Below are 17,894 nucleotides of genomic sequence, written 5' to 3'. Positions count from 1 at the left end.
GGGCCTTCGGGCTCCGCCTCTTTTCATGCGAGGCAAAACCATGACCACAAAGGTAGATATCTGGAATATGGCCCTTTCCTATGCCAAGCATGGGAAGCGGATTAAATCTGACACAGAAAACACCACAGAACGCATTGTTTGCGCAACCCATTGGGATCAAGCCTTAACAGCTACCTTAATTGCGCACCCTTGGAGTTTCGCTGAGGAAACCGCCTCGCTGGTCAAGATGCCACTTGAAACACATCCTAAATATGAATTTGTTTATCAATATCCAGTGCGCTGTATTGAAGATGGCGCACGAGAAATTATTAATTCTTATGGCAAGCAGTCCGTTAAATTTAAAGTCACAAACATAGGCGGACAGCGCCGCATCGTTACCGATCAGGATGGAGCCACGCTCGTCTATACCATCAAGGTAACGGATCCCAATTTATACGGGGCCATTTTCATTGATGCAGTGGCCTATAATCTTGCATACCGCATTTCAGGAGAGCTCGGCAAGAAAGCCTCTGTAGCGCGGGAAGCATTGCAAATGTTCGAAGAGATCGCTCTACCTCGTGCGCAATCGATCGATGCAGCCGAAGGCGATGACCAAGAAGAAATTAGCGTGCCTTGGCATGAGGTCCCGCGATGACGAGCAAGCTGCAAACATCATTTACGGGCGGTGAACAGTCTCCGGCTGTGTCTGGCAGGGCAGACCTTGCCAAGTACCAAAGCGGCCTTAAAACAGCGCGCAACGTTATCATTCATGCACAAGGCGGGTTATCTGGACGAGCTGGAACCACATTTATCTGCGAGCATAAGGACAGCACGAAAAAAGACCGCCTTATTCCGTTTCGTTTCAATTCTGCACAAGCTTACGTGTTGGCCTTTGGTGATATGAATATGCGCATCATCAAGGATGGCGGTGTTGTTCTAAATCCCCTTGATGATCAGCCTGCTGAGATTGTCACGCCTTATGCAGAAGATGCTTTAAGATATCTCAAATACACGCAATCAATGGACACGATGACGATTGCGCACCGCAGTTATGAGACGCGAGACTTAACGCGCACAGACCATCATCTTTGGGGGCTGGAGGTATCCAAGTTTGAGCCTGAAACAAGCCCGCCGTCTAATGTATCTGTGACGGTAAACGGCACGGAAGGAGAAAGCACGTTTCGTTATAAAGTATGCGCCGTTGATCGTGATACGGGCGAAGTGAGTTTGCCAGGGCCAAGCGCAACCACTGTGTCGATCACAAACGCCACGCAAACAAACCCGGTCACAATTACTGCTGTTGCGCATGGCTTTGAAGTGGGTGATGAGGTCTATATCAGTGACGTTACTGGTATGTCAGAGATTAACGACACTCACTTCACAATAACCAATGTAAGCACCGATACATTTGATCTTCTGGAAGAAGATGGAACCGGCTACAGCGCCTACGTAAGCGGTGGAACAGTTGCGCGCACCTTCTTTGAGGTGACAACCAGTAAGGATGCAGAATGGGACAACACCATAAGCTACGATGCCTCACCGGATAATGTGACCTATAATATTTACCGTCTTTTTACCGGGTTTTATGGGTTTGTAGGTCGTTCTGATAGTCTGAGTTTTACTGATGACAATATAAAACCGGACGTGAACGACACACCGCCGCAGGCGCGCAATCCATTTAGAGGTCCCAATAATAACCCCGGCGTTGTTGAGTATTTCAAGCAGCGCAAGTGTTTCGCCAACACGACCGCGAAACCGGGAACTGTCTGGATGACGCAAGTCGGGCATTATAAGAACCTGTCATATTCAAGCCCCCGGAAAGACGATGATTCAATTACCCGCGCCTTGGAAACGTCCGAAGAGGTCATGCATTTTGTCCGTCGCAACAAAGACCTTGTAACCTTCACGGCGGGTGAGGAGTGGGTTATTTCCGGGCAAGATGGGCAAATCAGCTATTCCACAATTTCGGCGGACGATTACACGAGCCACGGATGTTCCTATCTGCCACCGCTTAAGGTCGGAAAGGCCATTACATATGTGGACAGCAGCGGAAACACTATCCGTGATTTTGGATACGAACTGACAGAAGACAGCTTCGACGCCACCGACTTGACCATTCTGGCCCGCCACCTTTTTGACGGTAAAGAGATTATGGATTGGGCTTACGCGAAACGTCCGCATTCAATCGTTTGGTGCGTCCTTGATGACGGATCACTGGCAGGCATGACCTTCCTTAAAGAGCATGAGGTTTGGGCATGGCACCGCCACGACACGCAAGGCGAGTTTCTAAGTGTGTGCACCGTGCCGGAGGGGCGCGAGGATGCTGTTTATTTATCTGTTAAGCGCAACATTAATGGAACAGACAAGAAGTTTGTCGAGCGTCTCAATTCCCTGAATGTGGACAACGAAGCAGACTATAACATGCTGGATTGCTCCTTATCCGGCACATTCGACCCTCAACAACAAGTGATAACGGGACTTGATCATCTTGAAGGGATGACCGTCCGGGCAATCGCAGACACAAACATTATTGATGACCTGCTTGTAACGGATGGAGCCGTTGATCTTGGTCGTTTGGCTTCGGTTGTTCATATTGGCCTGCCTTATGTGTCAGATGTCGAGCCGTTGGAAATTATCGTAGATCCATCAGACGCAGGGAACACAAAGCGCGTCTCGTCGGTCAAAATGAAAGTGATGAATGCGCGAGGCTTGCAGGTCGGGCCAGACGCAGAAAGCCTTGTTGATATGACGGAACTTGTTGATTTCGTGAAAGGGCCGGAAAACGTTGATGTGACCATTCAAGCCGGATGGGGTGACAACGGATCTTTCCTTGTTCGTCAAAGCAATTCAATGCCTTTTACCATCCTGACCATGAAGCCTGAAATTGAGGTGAGCGATGATTAAGGCGTTCACCCATGAAGCGACAATGGAAGATATGGGGCGGGTTATCGCTTTTACCCGGGATGCCGATAAAGAAGAAGCAACAGCCATGACGGGAAAGCCGTTCGTGGAGGCGCTTGTCCAGTCCTATCGCTGCTCTTCTCATTGTTGGGTTGGATATGCCGATATTATGCCTGTCTGCCTGTTTGGCGTGGCACCTATCAATTCATTTGCCGGAACCGCTGCGCCTTGGATGATTGGAACAACGGCCCTTGATGACCAGATGGTTGCGCGTAAGTTTGTCCGTGAAAATGGGGTGATGGTGACCCAAATGAACGAGCTTTACCACCACCTTTACAATTGGGTGGATGCCCGAAACGTGGCGGCTATTCGTTGGTTGAAGTGGCTCGGGTTTGAGGTGGGAGAAGCTGCGCCTTTTGGACCTGAAGGATTGCCATTTCATTATTTTGAAAAAAGGAGAGCGTGATGTGTGTTTTTGTAGCAACGGCAACGGGCGTTGCAATGGCTGGATCAACGGCTGCAACTACAACAACGGTAATGACCGCTGCGCAAGCCGCCATGCAGGCCACCTATGCCTCAATGGCAATGATGGCGAACGCATCACTGGCGACAACTGCGCTTTCTATGGGCATGAATGTCTATGGTCAAATGCAGCAGTCACAAGCCGCACAGGATCAAGCAAACTATCAGGCGGCAGTTGCCAATAACAACAAGATTATCGCAGACCGCAAAGCAGAGGACGCAACCAAGCGCGGTGAAATCGAAGAACGCCAACATCGTTTGAAGGTGGAGCAACTGAAAGGCAAGCAACGCTCTGCTTTGGCCTCATCAGGTTTTGCCGTTGATCAGGAAGATGCAATTGGCATTTTGCAGGACACAGCACAGCTTGGAGAGTTCGACGCCTTGACGATCCGGCACAATGCAGAGGTTGAGGCCTATAACCATAAGGTTACAGGTATGAACCATCAGGCGCAATCCGGTCTTTATTCCGCACAGGCAAATTCTCAATCCCCCCTCTTGTCCGGTGGTTCAGCCCTTTTTAGCGGGGCATCTGCCGTTGCGGACAAATGGTATAGATATCAGGCAGGTTAATCATGGCTATTAAAGTTCCTACATCCCCCGAAGCTGGCGTTGGTCAAGTTCGTGCGACACCGTTAAATACACCCGATCAGCGCATGAATACGAATGCAGATATGTTTGGGGCGAACAAAGGCCGAGATATGGTTAACGCAGGGCGCCAACTGCAAGACGCTTCCAATCGTCTTGACGCTATCGCTATGGAGCAAAAGGAGCTTCTTGAGAAATCTCAATTGCTTGAAGCGGAAAAGCACCTTGAGGATTACGAAAACGCCATCCTGCATGATCCTGAAAAAGGGGCATATGCCAAGAAAGGTAAAAGCGCTTTCGGTTTGTCGAACTCCATCGGGAATGATTATGACAAATTTAGTCAAAGCATTACAAAAGGCTTCACCTCACAACGCCAACGTCTGAATATAGAACGGTTGATTGAAGCGCGCCGTAGCCGAATGCTGGGTAATCTGCAAAACCATGAACGCCGAGAGCTTAACTCATATTACGATGGACAGTTGAAAGCACGTATTCAAGGGTCTGTAGATAGTGCTGCAAACAATTACACGGACCCAAAGCGGGTGCAGGCCGAACGGCATAAAATCATAACATCGGTTGAGGACCTTGCTCAACGCAACGGCATGTCGGAAGAAGAAAAGACGTCTTTGTTGAAGGGCTCTGTGTCTGCCATGCATTCAAAGGTCGTTGAGCGGATGCTGGCGCATAAGGATGATCAGGGGGCTCAGGCGTATCTTGAACAGGCCACCAAAGACGGTGAGCTTTTGTCTGGAGATGCAAACCGTCTTGAAAAGCTGCTGAAAGCTGAGAACACGCTCAAAAAGGTGCAATCGATTGCGGATAATGCTCTTGTGCGATTTGCGGACAATGAAGGGGATGCCTTGGCATGGGTTGAAAAGAACCTTTCCGGTGATGAAGAAAAGCAGGCCAAGGCAGAAATTAAGAACCGTTTTGCGACAAGGAGGCGTCTGGACAAAGAAGCCCTTGAGGATCGTCAAAAGCGGGCCCGTGAGCAAATGGCAAATGGTATTCCATTCCGTGAACTTCCTCAGGACATGAAAGCCGCCATCATGGCTGATGGTTCTGCCTTTTCCGCTGCTATGACCTATGAGGCTAATGTTGCCAGGATGGGAACACCTCACGCCAAGACTGATGACTCAGATACAGAAACCAAGCTAAATGCCATGCAGGACACGGACCTTGTGAAAGAAGATCTTTCTAAACACAAGCACGCTCTGACTGAAACGACCTTTCAGAACTTTGTCGGTAAGCAGAAAAAGGCAAAGGAGCGTTTGAGCAAGATGCAAACCAATGCCCAGCCATACAATCGCGGCAAGGTGTTACTGAAAGACATGGCTCCAGCGTCGATGAAGTTCGGATCAGCTAAGGCGAAAGATGTAGAAAAGGCTCTTGCAAATCGTGCTGTTGAGGCCATGAATCTCTTTATTGATAGCTATATTGACCAAGGGAAAGAGCCGACTGATGCTGAGCTTCGCAAAGAAGCGGCGCGCCTAATGATGCAGGTTGAGGCTGATCCTGACAATACAGGCAATCTCGGCCTACCAAAGAAGGGGGAGGAAAGCTTTAGTGGCTATAGTTTCCAAACTGAATTTATGTCTCAGAAGCAGATTGATGAAGCATTCGTGCCTTTTGACAAAATCTCTGACACTGACAAGAAAACCATCACAGATGCCCTGAAAGCTAAAGGATGGGCTGAGGGTGATATCAACAATGATGTGATTGAGATGATTGCCGGGGCTTATGCAACGCGCAATTTGAAACGCATGATCAAACTTTTGGAGAAAGCTAAATGAGCGGTATCGGAGACTTTATTGAACAGGCCTCACAAGAAAAGCCTAATCCGACAACTGCCTTTGAGGCTTCTGTCGATGTTGAGCCGGAACAGGCAACGAAACGCTTTCAACTTCAAAAACGAACCGGACTCCCTATGGCTGTTGTTGAAGAGCAAGAGCAAGAGGTTGAGAGACGCGCCAAAATGGCTGATTTGCAGTCCTTCCTTAATCAGGCTGATGCTCCTGCTACAAAAGAATGGCTGGCAAAGGATCAGAATGCCGCTCTTTCAAAAGATAGTGTGGAGGAAATGGCATGGAGCGAAACCATGCTTAGAGGTGTAACTGATGGCGGTGTGGGGCTTATTGGCGGTACGGCAAACTTGTTGCGTGGGATAGGTGCCGATAAGGTAATTGATATTGATGCGGTGGGAGATTTTTTTGAGAAAATTATACCGCTTGGCGAGGTGTATGTTGATAGGGACGGTATTGGTTGGCGTCCGATGGATGAGCTGGCACAGAAACGCAAAGATGACTTTGGAGCATTCTTTAAATTTACAGAGGATATTCAAAAAGGAATTGGGTATGAAGCCGCGACATCGTGGGAGGATGTTAAAGAGGAACCATTGAGTAGCATTATTCCCTTTGCTATAGAGCAAGGGATCGTTTCCTTGCCTGATATGATGGCGGTTTTGGTTAATCTTCCTGCATATGTAACAGCCAGAACAGGCGAACTCGGAGACGAGCGCGCTGATAATGATGGGCGAAAAGAAGCCAACTTTGAAGATTTTATAAAGGCTGCTCCGGCAGCCGTTGCATCTGCACTGCTTGAGCGTATCGGTGCCAAGGCTTCATTCGGTCTGGATGATTCCGTCAAAGGCATCAAAGACGTTCTTCCTGCTGCAGGTAAGGCCTTTGTGAAAGAGGCAGGCACAGAAGCGGTGCAGGAGGGGCTTGAATATACCGGAACGCACCTTGGCACCAAGAAGGGCATGAACGCTGCTGAAATGGGTGATCAAATGCTTGCAGGGGCTGTCGGCGGGGGTATCTATGGCGGTTCCATGCGGCTCACTACCGGAACGATAGAAGGGGCCATCAAATCGAATAGAAACGCCAAGCAAAAGGAGTTTTTTGAACGTCTCAATGAAGGTCAGTCCAACAACCAATTACGCCAACGTCTTCCAGAAAAAGAGCAAGAACGTCTTAAGGCAATCCTTGAGCAGAACGGTGGGGCAGCTCAGGAGGTGTATGTTGATAGTGAAAAGCTGAATGAGCTTTATCAGGGTGGCCATTTGGACGAAGCATTTGATTTGATGGATGAGGGTGATGTCCGTGAGCTTAAGCAGAATATGGCTTTGAAAGGCTTCGTCCGGATGGATATGGCATCCTTTGCCTCTCATATTGCCGGATCAGAGATTTTCGATGTTGTGCGGGATGATATCAAGCTACGCCATGATGATTTTACAGCAAATGAGGCCGCTCAGTTTGAGGCTGAAAAGAATGACCTTTATGCTGAGGAATACAATGAGGCCATGCGTGCGGCAGAGATAGATGCTGAGATGCTGGATGATGTGGATCAGATTGGTGAGGAAATCCGTCGCAAGCTTCTGGCATCCGGCCTCCCTACGGATGAAGCTATGCACGGGGCTGCGCTTCACAGGGCTCATGCGAAGGTCTTACAAAAGTGGGGACTTGATCCTCGTGAATATTACGGCTTGGAAATCGTTGGTCCGTTTCAGAACCAAGTCCAAAAAACAGAGGTCACACAGCTTGACGCAATGATCGAGCGCGCTCTTTCAGGCAATCATGTCGGGGGGAGAAAGCCGATCTTGTCCTATCTCAAATCATTGGGAGTGCGACCAGATAGCTCGGCAGGGAAGCAACTGATTGAGCGCGGTGTTTCTAACAAAGTGTTCCCCGGTCTGTTTAAAACCAATGGGATTGCGGACCTGAGCAATATCGTGCGTGATACTGGAACGGTTTTTGAAACCATGACAGAGGACGGTTCCGGCAACAATTATGTTGATCCTGATGCGTTGATGGAAGCGATTGAGAACGAGGTGTCTGGAATCGATTTAAAAACCTTGGATGAACAAGAGCAAGCATCCCGTTTGGATGATCCGGTCTCTCAATTGGTTTCCCTGATGGATGATATCGGGCTGGATTGGCAGAACATGACCCGCGAGGAAATCAAGACTGCCTTGCGGGATAGTGCGAGCGATGACGCAAAATCATTGCTTCAGCCTGTGAATGTTGGTGTTGATCCAAATGAGATTGTGGAAGTTTTAGACCTCACCAAATTGCCGAACACGGCTAAAAATGCGAATGACCTTAAGAATGGACTGAAAGCTTGGGTCGGTGAAGAAATACCGACAAAAGACGAAAGTCAAATCCTAGAAATCCTACCTAAGAAAGTATCTCATGTTGTTTATTCGGGAGGCTTCATTCGGAGTAAGGATAAGATCACGCGAGCGCGTTCCATTGAGAATATTGTCGATCTGATTGGTCATGCTGCTCTCATCGAGAGTGGCCCAAACACTAAGCAGAGTAAAAAGCCTAAAATTGACAGTTATCACCGCTTCTATGTTCCCGTGTTCGATGGGAAAGGTATCAAGGTGATCCGCATAGTCGCAGAACAAACTAAAGCAGGACTCAAATTAAACCCTAACAAGTTTGATATGTACGATGTGATTGTCGAGAATAAGGGGCTGTCTCCCACCAAGGCTCAAGCGTCTGCGACATCGCCAAGTATCACGGGAGGACAACCCCTTAATTTCAATATACGCCAAATGCTCTCTGGTGTCAAAGATATGCAAGGTAACCCTTACTTTCAGAATGTTAAGGGCTCCTTCACACCTCAAGAGCATGGCGGCATCATTAAGCTGTTTGAGCACTCTGACCCGTCCACGTTCCTGCATGAGAGTGGTCACTTCTTTGTAAGCAACCTTGAGAAAATTTCTACTATGGAGAAAGCTCCTGAGCAGTCTCAGAAGATGCTTGCTGATATGTTGACTTTTGTTGGTGCGAATAGTGCTGATGAAATGGATATTAACAAGCATGGAGAGGCTGCTAGGGCCAAGCAGGAAAAGCTTGCTGAGGCGTTTGAGAAATACCTCTCTGAGGGAAAGGCTCCATCGAAAGACTTGCAGCCTGCATTCGCTGCTTTCCGCTCTTGGCTGATTACCATTTATAAGGAAATAAAAGGAAGACTTTTCCAAGGTGATAAAGAGCTCCCGATCGATGAAGGCGTCAAAGCGGTGTTTGACCGCCTGCTTGCAACTGAGGAAGAGATCGATGCTGCCCAGAATTACACAAGCTTTAATGTGAAAGAGGGCGTTCTTGCTGAAATGAGTGATGCAGATGCAAAGGCCTATCTGGAAGCCAACGAGGCAGCCAAGGAAAGTGCTATTGCTGAAATGGAAGCTCTCAAGATCAAGGAGGAAGTGAACCGGGAAAGCCGTGCATGGAAGGATGAATATAAAAGGGTTCGAGAACCGATTGAGAGGGAAATAAATTCACAGCCTGTCTATTTGGCAATGGATATGCTGCGTGACCCTGAGAATGATATTAAGCTTTCTCGTGATGCCATCATTGATCTGCATGGCGAGGAAGCCTTGAAGCTATTGCCTAAAGGGTTGTACGCCGTGGAGCGTGGATTGCACCCGGATATTCTTGCGGATCGTCTTGGGTTTGCTTCTGGCAGTGATCTTATTCAACAGCTCTGGAATGCCAAAAAGAACAAGAAAGAGCGTAATGCCATGATCAATGAGCGGGCTATGTCGAAAATGAATGAGGTTCATGGTTCATTGAGGGACAATAAGCGCCAAGCTGCGGAAGCTGCTATCAATGCCGTTCACAATGACAAACGCGGCCTTGCGATTTCTCTTGAGTTGAAAGTTGCAGCTCAGAATAGTGGTAAACCCGGCACTCCGGCAGCCGTTGCAAGGCAGATTGCAAAGACGACACTGGCTTCAAAACGGGTGAAGGATGCAACCCGTGCAGGCCAGTACCTTTCCCAGGCAATGAAGGCAGGAAGGGAATCAAAGTACGCCATCCTCAAAGGTGATTGGGGTCGGGCATATGAGGCATCGCGCCAACAACTGCTCAATCATTATTTGTATATGGAAGCCAAGAAGATCAAGGATGAGGTCGAGAAGATTGAGCGAAGAATGCTTAAACTCTCTGGTTCTGCGACAAAATTGAAAGGGATCGCGCCTGATTACGTTGAGCGCATTCAAGATCTTCTTTCTATTTATGAGTTTCGCTCGTCTGTGAAAAAACAGGAGAAGCTCAATAGAATGAGGCAATGGTTGGCTGAAAAGCAGGAGGATGAGGATATTGTGCCGGATATTCCTCAAGAGCTTTTGGTCGCCTCAGAGAAAACGCATTACAAAAATCTCACAATGGAAGAATTGCGAGGCCTCTATGATACGGTGAAGCATCTTGAAACATTAGGCCGGAACAAGAAAAAGCTGTTCTTGGCAAATGAAAAACGTGAGCTTGATGCGGTTGCCAACGAGGTTGCGGATAGCATTTATAACAACTGGAAAGGTGATATCAAAAACCCTGAGGTTTCTCTAACAGACATTGAGAAAAGACGAGATGGATTTTTGCGACGCTTCTCGCTGCGTAAAATGGAATTTCTATTCCGTGAGCTGGATGGGTTCGACACTGGCCCGGTGCATAAGTATCTCTTTGGCACTGTGTCCAGTGCTGCAAATGATCTGGAAGAAAGACGCCATCAGGCGGCTAAAACCATGCGCGAACTGTTTGAGAAGTACAATTCCAAAGAAGCTGGCAAAATGTTCACTAAGAAGGTGCATATCAACAGTGTTGGCATGAGTTTGACAAAAAGCAGCATCTTGTCGGTGGCCTTGAATGTGGGCAACAAGGACAACAAAGAGAAGCTCCTGAAAAGCTACAAATGGAGCGAAGCTGATTTGCATGCAGTTCTCTCTCATTTGGATGATCGGGATTGGGATTTTGTTGAGGGTGTCTGGGACTTCATTGATAGCTATTGGGAGGAAACTGTCGCGCTTGATAAAGATACCAAAGGCGTTGCCCCCCCGAAGATTGAAGCTGATTCTTTTACCTTGTCCTCAGGCCGTATGATCAAAGGCGGATATTACCCGATTAAATATGATGATCGTCAATCTGATAAGGCTGTCTCACATAGTGCAGAAGATCTTTTCAAGCAAATGATCCGTGGCGAGATGGGCAGGCCGACAACAAGCCAAGGCCGGACAAAAGAACGTCTGGCAGCGGTGAGCGGGTTAAAGATAAAGCTTGATCTGGATGTGTTCTTTCAAGCCATCGATGAGACCGTCCATGACCTTTCAATGCGGAAGGCGGCCTTGGATGTTTCCCGGATTATGAACCACAAGGAAGTATCTGAGGCCTTGCGCGATACCGTAGGGCCGGTTCGGATGCAACAACTCCGTGATTGGTTGGCGGATAGCATTGCAGGCGATGTAAAACCGCCTTCCGGTTTCTGGGATACTGCGGCAGCATTTCTGCGCAAACGTACTTCCATGATGACTATGGGGTATAAGCTTTCAACGATCCTATTACAGCCACTCGGCTACACACAATCGATGGCCCGGATGATTTCGGACACGGGTTCCGTGCGTGGCGGGTTGCGTTATGCTGGCAAGGGATTGACGGATTTTTATTCAGCACCAAAAGAGAAAGCTGCGTTTGTCTATGAGCGTTCCTCTTTGATGCGTGAGCGTTCTCGCACCTTTGACCGGGAAATCCATGACAACATGAAGCGGATCAAGGGCGGCAAGACGGCAGTTTATGAGGCCTCTCTCTTGATGATGATCGGCAAGGCTCAACAGTTAGTCGATATGCCGACATGGCTGGCTGGATATCAATATGAGCTTGATCGGACAGGAAGTGAAGAAAAAGCCGTTTCCTATGCTGATAGTGTGGTTCGTATGACGCAATCAGGAGGGTTATCTTCTGACCTGTCAGCCGCTCAACGTGGATCAGAGGCGCAAAAACTCCTTACCATGTATATGACCTTCTTCTCAGCCATGCACAACATGGTTGTCGATGAATACAAGATGACAAAGGAGCGAGGATGGAAGAGAGCACACATCTTTACAACAAATATGATACTTTTAACCTTTATCCCAGCAAACCTGTTTCCCGCCATGTTCGCGGCTGCCGGTGTCGGTGGACCGGATGAGGATGAAGGTTGGGCGGAGTGGATGGCTAAAAATTGGGTGACGTTTGGCTTGGCAGGTATTCCTATTTTGCGAGACTTGATGAGCTCTATTGTAAGTGGCTTTCCTTACCAAATCTCACCCGTTCAAGGTACTCTCAAGAATATTCCAGATTTAGCGACACAGATAGAACAGGGCGAGCTAGATAAAGCATTGGTCAAGACTGCCTTGAAGACAGCGGCGGTGATGCCCGGCCTGCCTCCTTTACCTGCAAATCAGATGTGGCTGACCGGGGAATATATCTTTGACGTGGCAACGGGAGAGAAAGAACCGGATAACCTGCTTGAGGGTTTTATAGAGGCCTTTGTGCAGAAAGACTATAGAGGCGATTGATTTGAAAATGCCTAGCTGTGATCCGCAATATGGGCTGTGACGGTGTAAATCTGTTTCAACCCATCCTCTGCAACATGCTAATCCTTTCGATGGGCATCTTTATATGATATAAGTTGTTAAAATCACAACTGAGGTGAGTTATGAGTTTTTCTTCTGAGACAACGAAAACAGGCCCGTTATCCGGCGATGGAACCAACACAAGCTTTGGCTACGAGTTCCTCGTTATTGCATCATCGCACCTTGAAGTTATTCATGCCGATGCTGATGGTATAGAAACGGTTCTCACAGAAGGCACTCATTATAGCGTAGATAGCGTTGGTAATTCAGCAGGTGGAACGGTTACATATCCATTATCAGGAAGCCCTCTGCCAGCAAGTGAGACACTGACATTCCGGCGCAATCCACCGTGGACGCAAGGTGCGTCATTCCCCTTGCATGGCGGATATATCGGGCCTAACCACGAAGCAGTGTTTGACCAAATCGTGATGCAAGTTCTTTACCTCAGAGAAGAGCTTTCTCGTGCGGTTAAAGTTGGTATTTCTACAACTGATTTGCCGGACAACTTGCTTAATAATATTATTCAGGCCGTTGCGGATGCGAATGCACACATGGTAGGGGCGCAAACCGCTCAGACAGCAGCGGAGACGGCTCAAGCAAATGCCGAGACTGCTCAAACTGGATCGGAGGCAGCTAAAGCAGGATCAGAAGCGGCCCGCGACCTTGCACAAACCTACCGTGACGAGGCCCAAACGGCGGCTCAAAATACATATTCCGTTTTTAAATACACCGCAACGGGCGGCGAAACCTCTTTATCCGGCCCCGACGATAACGCAAACACCTTGTCCTATGTGCCGGGTGTGATCATCGTGGAGATGAACGGGGCGCTACTTGAGGACGGTGTTGATTTCACCGCGACAAATGGGACCAGTATTACAGGGCTTGCAGCATTAACCGCTGGCGATGTTGTTACAATCCGCGCGTTCGGTTCATTTGATGTCACTGACCATGAAACGAAAACGTCAAACGTACACGGTGTGCAGGGTGCATTCGTCGGAACTCTCAACACGCAAACGCTTCTCAACAAAACACTCGAAGATATCGTTTTGACGGGTGGTGTTAATATTCATGGAACTGGCGGGCATACAACAAACCGCCTTGCGCTGACCTATAACGGGGCTTCTGGCGTGGGTGAAATAGGGCCGAACAGCACTGGCGGAAGTACGAAGCTGATTTTTGGGACAAGTAAAACAGGTTCGTACCAGTCCCGTATGGCCCTTGATGCGGATGGGTCACTTGGTATCGGCACAACGTCGCCTTTGAAGTGGTCCAGCGGTACAAACGTTGAGATCAACGGCGGGGCCTCAAATGCAAACTTGATGCTGACTAATAACGCGACGGGATCCGGCACTAACAACGGCGGCTTGATCCAGCACGATGGGGCGGATTTATGGTTATGGAACGCAGAAGCCGGCAATCTTTATCTTGGTACGAACAGTCAGATCAAGGCCAAAATTTCCGCAGCCGGTAACTTTGATGTCAACAACACAACCTCAGTGCCAGCATCAAACAATACAGGCGGCGGCACCCTTTATTCGTCAGCCGGTGCCCTCGTTTGGCGCGGCTCATCCGGCACCATCACAGTTCTTGCAAACGCTTAAGGAATTATATTATGGCCCTTATTCTTTCCGTTAAAACACACCCGTCTTTGCCACCGGTCGAAAACGCATATCACCACATTGTTGGGGCATCCATCAATTATGACGGTATCGCGGTGTGTATGATCCAATCCTATAAAGACGCGGCAACACGGCAGGCACACAAGCTTGCAATTGCAGATATGGCAACCCTCCAGAATGATCATGCGGCCCTACATCAAGCCATACTGGATGCACACAAGGCAAAAGATGAAAGCGCGATGACGCAGGCGCAACTGAGCCTTCTTTCCAAGGAAGTGGAAATTAAAAACAAGCAAAAAGAACTGGAAAGCGTCGCGCCATTTACGGGACCTACCTCAACACCGGAACTTGATATCACCGGCATTCAGGAAGTCACCCGCGAAGACTTGTACAACGCAATCAAGACCCTGCCTGAATGGGCCGACGCGGAGGACGCTTAAATGAGCGGGCGCAATCTTGCGGAAATGGCACGCGGCCTCACAGCTGCGCACATTCCGGCTGGCAGTATCACGTCTGATAAGCTGGCCACAAATGCAGTGGGCGCAGACGCGCTTGATCCCTCGGTAACACCTGTCACGACAAAGCGTCAAGTTTCCGCTGAATATACGATAACGGCAAGTGCTGCTATTGATTGGGAACATGGTCTTGGCGTTATTCCCCAAAAACATGGCCTGAAGCTGAAATGCATTCTTGCGGAACGAGGGTATTTAGCGGGGGAGATTATCGACTTTCCCAACCAAAATATTGGCGTTGGTGGGAATAACCATAACGTCGCTGTCAGTGTTGATGCAACACATGTCCATGCAAAAATAGGCACGACAACGGGTGTCTTTGGTGGTGGTGGGCCAATTCTGCTTATTCGACGTGATAACGGCGGGAGTGAAACTTTAACCTCAGCAAACTGGAAACTGATTATCTGGGCAGAGGCTTAGAGAAACAACGAGATCGGCCTGAACATGGAGGCTGAGAGAATGGAAATAGGAGATATGAAATTGGAAGCGCTTTTGCCTTGGCTGAGTTTGGTCATTCTTCCGGCAATTGGCGGGCTGTTCTGGCTGATCATTAGCACCCGGAAAGAACTGACCGACTACAAACTGGATGTGGCTAAGCAATACGCGACAATCAATTACCTTAAAGACGTTGAGGGCCGCATGACCCGTGTGTTGGAACGGATCGAGCGGAAACTTGACGGTGAAATTCACTTACCTGCCGAGTAGGAGATTATTATGGATATTGACCAATATAAGAAAGACCTATCCCGGCACGAAGGTATTCGCAGCAAACCTTATGACGACGCCACAGGGAAGGAATTTAACACTGGCGACACGCTAAAGGGCAAACTCACTATTGGCGTCGGTATTAACCTGCATGAAGGCCTTGATAGTGATGAAATTCTCGCCCTCCTTTCGCTACGTGTGAACCGTCTTTTAAAGGAGCTATACGCAGCAATGCCGTGGATTGCCGACCTGCCAGAACCGGCACAACGAGCCGTGGCTGATATGCACTTTAATATGGGCCTGCCTCGCCTGATGACCTTCCGCAAGATGCTTACGGCTTTGCAGGAGGGGCGCTTTAAAGACGCGGCAACCGAGGCACTTGATTCCCGGTGGGCGCAACAGGTGGGCCAGCGTGCGATCGATAACGCCAATCTGTTTAAGGAGTGTGTCTGATGGTCGCTTTTCTCGCAGCCCTCCCGGCTATCTTCTCTGCTGTCGGGCAGGTGTCCGAGCTGTTTGATGTAGGTAAGAAAGTGATTGAAGAGGTGACAGGTGAGCCCTCAAGCTCCGTACACCCCGAAGACCTAAAACGCGAATACGAGAACTTACCCCCTGACCAGCAGGAAGTCTTCGTTAATCGCATGCGTGCAGAGCTTGATCTATACACAGCGATCACACATAGGCTTGAACAGCAGGGCGGGCGGATCGACGCGGGCACACTCAACGCCATACCGGAACGTCAACGAGGTGCTATCGCCAAGATGCGGATGACGACACGACCTTGGGCGGTTCGCTGGATGGTTATTGCTGTTGTCTTCCCGCCACTGGCAACTGTGGCAACAAATTTGTTGCTCTCGATCTATAACGCATTGGACGCAGCCTTTGCAGAGCATCCCAACCAGATTGCCCTTATCGCCTTGGATGGTGTGCTGAACGATCTTTACACAAATATGATCGGTTGGGCGGCTGGCGTGATTATGACCTATATGGGCATGCGCGAAGTCGGTAAGGCTGTTGGGCAGAAGGATAGCGTCAGTGTCGCTGATATCACCGGATCGGTGGGCGGGTTCGTCAGTTCTGTGAAGAATATTTTTGGCAAGTAGGAGGCTCACATGCTGCAAGGATTCTTGACTGCTCAATTTGCCTGTTGGCTCCGATGGTGGGGGATGGATGCCTTACCTCCATTTCATCGAACTCACATGATCGTTACCTATTACCCCTTAACTAACGTTTATACCCATATTCGTTAGTCACCAGATTAAGAAACGCCCTGCTTCGGTGGGGCGTTTTTTTTGCGTTTATAATGAGGCTCGCAATAGGGCGTAGCGTCCCCGTTAACGTCCCCAAAAATAAAAAGGACCTAGAGAAAGATATCTCTAAGTCCTTGATTTTATTGGTCGGGAAGAGAGGATTCGAACCTCCGGCCCCTGCCTCCCGAAGACAGTGCTCTACCAGGCTGAGCTACTTCCCGTTACCGATATGTCAAAGCGGTGAGTGTTGTTTTCGGGACACCGTTTCGATTTTGTGTGGCGGTATATAGCCTGTCAGAACAGGCGTGGCAAGCCCAAAAATATTTTTTTTAATAGGCCCGTTCGATGCAGAATTCCACGATGCCTTTCAGGGCTTCTCTGGCGGGGCTTTGGGGGAAAATATCCAGATCGGCAATGGCCTTTTCGCCGTATTGGCGTGCCCGAGCGACAGTATCGTCCAATGTATTATGTTTTTGCAGCAAGTTCAGGGCGCGTTCCAGATCACCGTCTTGAAAGTCTTGATCTTCTTGTGTGCGTTTCCAGAAGGCTTTTTCTTCGTCATCCCCGCGGGCAACCGCCAGAATCACCGGAAGGGTCATCTTGCCATCGCGGAAGTCATCCCCGACAGCTTTGCCCAGTTCGGCCTGTTTTGCGCTGTAATCAAGCGCGTCATCAATAAGCTGAAAGGCGATTCCAAGATTGTTTCCGTAAGATTGCAAGGCTTCTTCTTGTTCCGGGGTTGCGCCTGCTACAAGGCCGCCAACATGGCAGGCAGCGGCGAACAACTGTGCCGTCTTGGCCTGAATCACTTCGAGGTAGGCATCTTCGGTCGTATCGGCATCGTTGGCGGTAATCAGCTGGAGAACTTCGCCTTCTGCAATGACGGAAGAGGCATGGGAAAGAATTTCCATCACTTTCAAGCTGTCGGCTTGTACCATCAATTCAAAGCTGCGGCTGAATAAGAAATCACCGACCAGAACGCTGGCCTTGTTGCCCCAGATGGCATTGGCGCTGTCTTGTCCACGGCGTAAATCGCTTTCATCCACCACATCATCATGGAGCAGAGTCGCGGTATGGATGAATTCTACACAAGCGGCTAGGCCGACGTGCTTGCTACCTTGGTAATCAAGTAACTGGGCGCTTGCAAGGGTGAGCATCGGGCGCAGTCGCTTTCCACCGGCAGCAATGATATGACCGGCCAGTTGAGGAATGAGGGCGACGGGGCTTTGCATACGCTCTAAAATCGCGGCGTTGACTGCCTTAAGATCGTCTGCCACCAGATTGGTGAGGGTTTCAACTGCTGAAGGGCCTGATGAGTGCTTATCCATGTTATCCATAACCGATAAATTATAGTATAGCCTTGTGTTTTCTGGTTAAATCATCCAATAAAAACACAGCGCACAAGTCAAATAGCAGGTTTGCGCGGCTCTTG

General features: G+C 49.0%; 13 protein-coding genes and 1 tRNA gene. 12 read left to right on the top strand and 2 right to left on the bottom strand.

Annotation, left to right across the window (positions count from 1 at the left end):
• Positions 1–40 precede the first annotated feature (40 nt).
• The 12 genes from ACN0VA_RS11340 (at position 41) to ACN0VA_RS11285 (ending at position 16,315) form a co-directional block, all read left to right on the top strand.
• Positions 41–634 carry a hypothetical protein gene (locus ACN0VA_RS11340; RefSeq protein WP_417821262.1) on the top strand — a complete coding sequence of 198 codons (594 nt, stop codon included), beginning with the start codon at positions 41–43 and terminating at the stop codon, positions 632–634.
• Entirely contained in the window at positions 631–2,883 is a 2,253-nt protein-coding gene (locus ACN0VA_RS11335) for a ubiquitin-activating E1 FCCH domain-containing protein (RefSeq protein WP_417821261.1), read from the top strand. The genes ACN0VA_RS11340 and ACN0VA_RS11335 overlap by 4 nt, the downstream gene beginning before the upstream one ends.
• Positions 2,876–3,346, top strand: coding sequence for a hypothetical protein (locus tag ACN0VA_RS11330; protein WP_417821260.1), 471 nt, complete (start codon positions 2,876–2,878; stop codon positions 3,344–3,346). The genes ACN0VA_RS11335 and ACN0VA_RS11330 overlap by 8 nt, the downstream gene beginning before the upstream one ends.
• On the top strand, positions 3,346–3,972 hold the full coding sequence (locus tag ACN0VA_RS11325) for a hypothetical protein (RefSeq protein WP_417821259.1): 627 nt from the start codon (positions 3,346–3,348) through the stop codon (positions 3,970–3,972). The genes ACN0VA_RS11330 and ACN0VA_RS11325 overlap by 1 nt, the downstream gene beginning before the upstream one ends.
• A 2-nt stretch (positions 3,973–3,974) precedes the next feature.
• Complete coding sequence (locus ACN0VA_RS11320) at positions 3,975–5,780, top strand: hypothetical protein (protein WP_417821258.1); 1,806 nt, start codon at positions 3,975–3,977, stop codon at positions 5,778–5,780.
• A complete protein-coding gene (locus ACN0VA_RS11315; protein ID WP_417821257.1) occupies positions 5,777–12,319 on the top strand; it encodes a hypothetical protein in 6,543 nt (2,180 codons plus the stop codon). Before ACN0VA_RS11320 ends, ACN0VA_RS11315 begins: the two co-directional genes overlap by 4 nt.
• 140 nt (positions 12,320–12,459) lie before the next feature.
• Entirely contained in the window at positions 12,460–13,977 is a 1,518-nt protein-coding gene (locus ACN0VA_RS11310; RefSeq protein WP_417821256.1) for a hypothetical protein, read from the top strand.
• A gap of 11 nt (positions 13,978–13,988) precedes the next feature.
• Positions 13,989–14,435 carry a hypothetical protein gene (locus ACN0VA_RS11305; protein ID WP_417821255.1) on the top strand — a complete coding sequence of 149 codons (447 nt, stop codon included), beginning with the start codon at positions 13,989–13,991 and terminating at the stop codon, positions 14,433–14,435.
• Positions 14,436–14,927 (top strand): hypothetical protein, encoded by a 492-nt coding sequence (locus tag ACN0VA_RS11300; RefSeq protein WP_417821254.1) that lies wholly within the window; start codon positions 14,436–14,438, stop codon positions 14,925–14,927.
• A 39-nt stretch (positions 14,928–14,966) separates the two neighbouring features.
• Positions 14,967–15,212 (top strand): hypothetical protein, encoded by a 246-nt coding sequence (locus ACN0VA_RS11295; protein ID WP_417821253.1) that lies wholly within the window; start codon positions 14,967–14,969, stop codon positions 15,210–15,212.
• Between the two features lie 9 nt (positions 15,213–15,221).
• A complete protein-coding gene (locus ACN0VA_RS11290) occupies positions 15,222–15,665 on the top strand; it encodes a glycoside hydrolase family protein (protein ID WP_417821252.1) in 444 nt (147 codons plus the stop codon).
• On the top strand, positions 15,665–16,315 hold the full coding sequence (locus ACN0VA_RS11285; RefSeq protein WP_417821251.1) for a hypothetical protein: 651 nt from the start codon (positions 15,665–15,667) through the stop codon (positions 16,313–16,315). Before ACN0VA_RS11290 ends, ACN0VA_RS11285 begins: the two co-directional genes overlap by 1 nt.
• Positions 16,316–16,606: 291 nt before the next feature.
• Here the strand turns inward: ACN0VA_RS11285 and ACN0VA_RS11280 are convergent.
• Positions 16,607–16,683, bottom strand: a tRNA-Pro gene (locus tag ACN0VA_RS11280).
• Between the two features lie 108 nt (positions 16,684–16,791).
• Positions 16,792–17,790 (bottom strand): polyprenyl synthetase family protein, encoded by a 999-nt coding sequence (locus ACN0VA_RS11275; RefSeq protein WP_417821250.1) that lies wholly within the window; start codon positions 17,788–17,790, stop codon positions 16,792–16,794.
• Positions 17,791–17,894 lie beyond the last annotated feature (104 nt).

The organism is Terasakiella sp. (assembly GCF_048267425.1).
Classification (GTDB): domain Bacteria; phylum Pseudomonadota; class Alphaproteobacteria; order Rhodospirillales; family Terasakiellaceae; genus Terasakiella.
Note: the sequence above shows the minus strand (reverse complement) of the source record. Positions and strands in the feature narration are given on the sequence as shown.

Excerpts from the sequence above, each read along its gene's own strand:
- ACN0VA_RS11300 (WP_417821254.1), top strand. The coding sequence starts at position 14,436 with ATGAGCGGGCGCAATCTTGCGGAAATGGCACGCGGCCTCACAGCTGCG.
- ACN0VA_RS11305 (WP_417821255.1), top strand. The coding sequence starts at position 13,989 with ATGGCCCTTATTCTTTCCGTTAAAACACACCCGTCTTTGCCACCGGTC.
- ACN0VA_RS11340 (WP_417821262.1), top strand. The coding sequence starts at position 41 with ATGACCACAAAGGTAGATATCTGGAATATGGCCCTTTCCTATGCCAAG.
- ACN0VA_RS11290 (WP_417821252.1), top strand. The coding sequence starts at position 15,222 with ATGGATATTGACCAATATAAGAAAGACCTATCCCGGCACGAAGGTATT.
- ACN0VA_RS11335 (WP_417821261.1), top strand. The coding sequence starts at position 631 with ATGACGAGCAAGCTGCAAACATCATTTACGGGCGGTGAACAGTCTCCG.
- ACN0VA_RS11330 (WP_417821260.1), top strand. The coding sequence starts at position 2,876 with ATGATTAAGGCGTTCACCCATGAAGCGACAATGGAAGATATGGGGCGG.
- ACN0VA_RS11275 (WP_417821250.1), bottom strand. The coding sequence starts at position 17,790 with ATGGATAAGCACTCATCAGGCCCTTCAGCAGTTGAAACCCTCACCAAT.
- ACN0VA_RS11320 (WP_417821258.1), top strand. The coding sequence starts at position 3,975 with ATGGCTATTAAAGTTCCTACATCCCCCGAAGCTGGCGTTGGTCAAGTT.
- ACN0VA_RS11285 (WP_417821251.1), top strand. The coding sequence starts at position 15,665 with ATGGTCGCTTTTCTCGCAGCCCTCCCGGCTATCTTCTCTGCTGTCGGG.
- ACN0VA_RS11295 (WP_417821253.1), top strand. The coding sequence starts at position 14,967 with ATGGAAATAGGAGATATGAAATTGGAAGCGCTTTTGCCTTGGCTGAGT.
- ACN0VA_RS11325 (WP_417821259.1), top strand. The coding sequence starts at position 3,346 with ATGTGTGTTTTTGTAGCAACGGCAACGGGCGTTGCAATGGCTGGATCA.
- ACN0VA_RS11310 (WP_417821256.1), top strand. The coding sequence starts at position 12,460 with ATGAGTTTTTCTTCTGAGACAACGAAAACAGGCCCGTTATCCGGCGAT.
- ACN0VA_RS11315 (WP_417821257.1), top strand. The coding sequence starts at position 5,777 with ATGAGCGGTATCGGAGACTTTATTGAACAGGCCTCACAAGAAAAGCCT.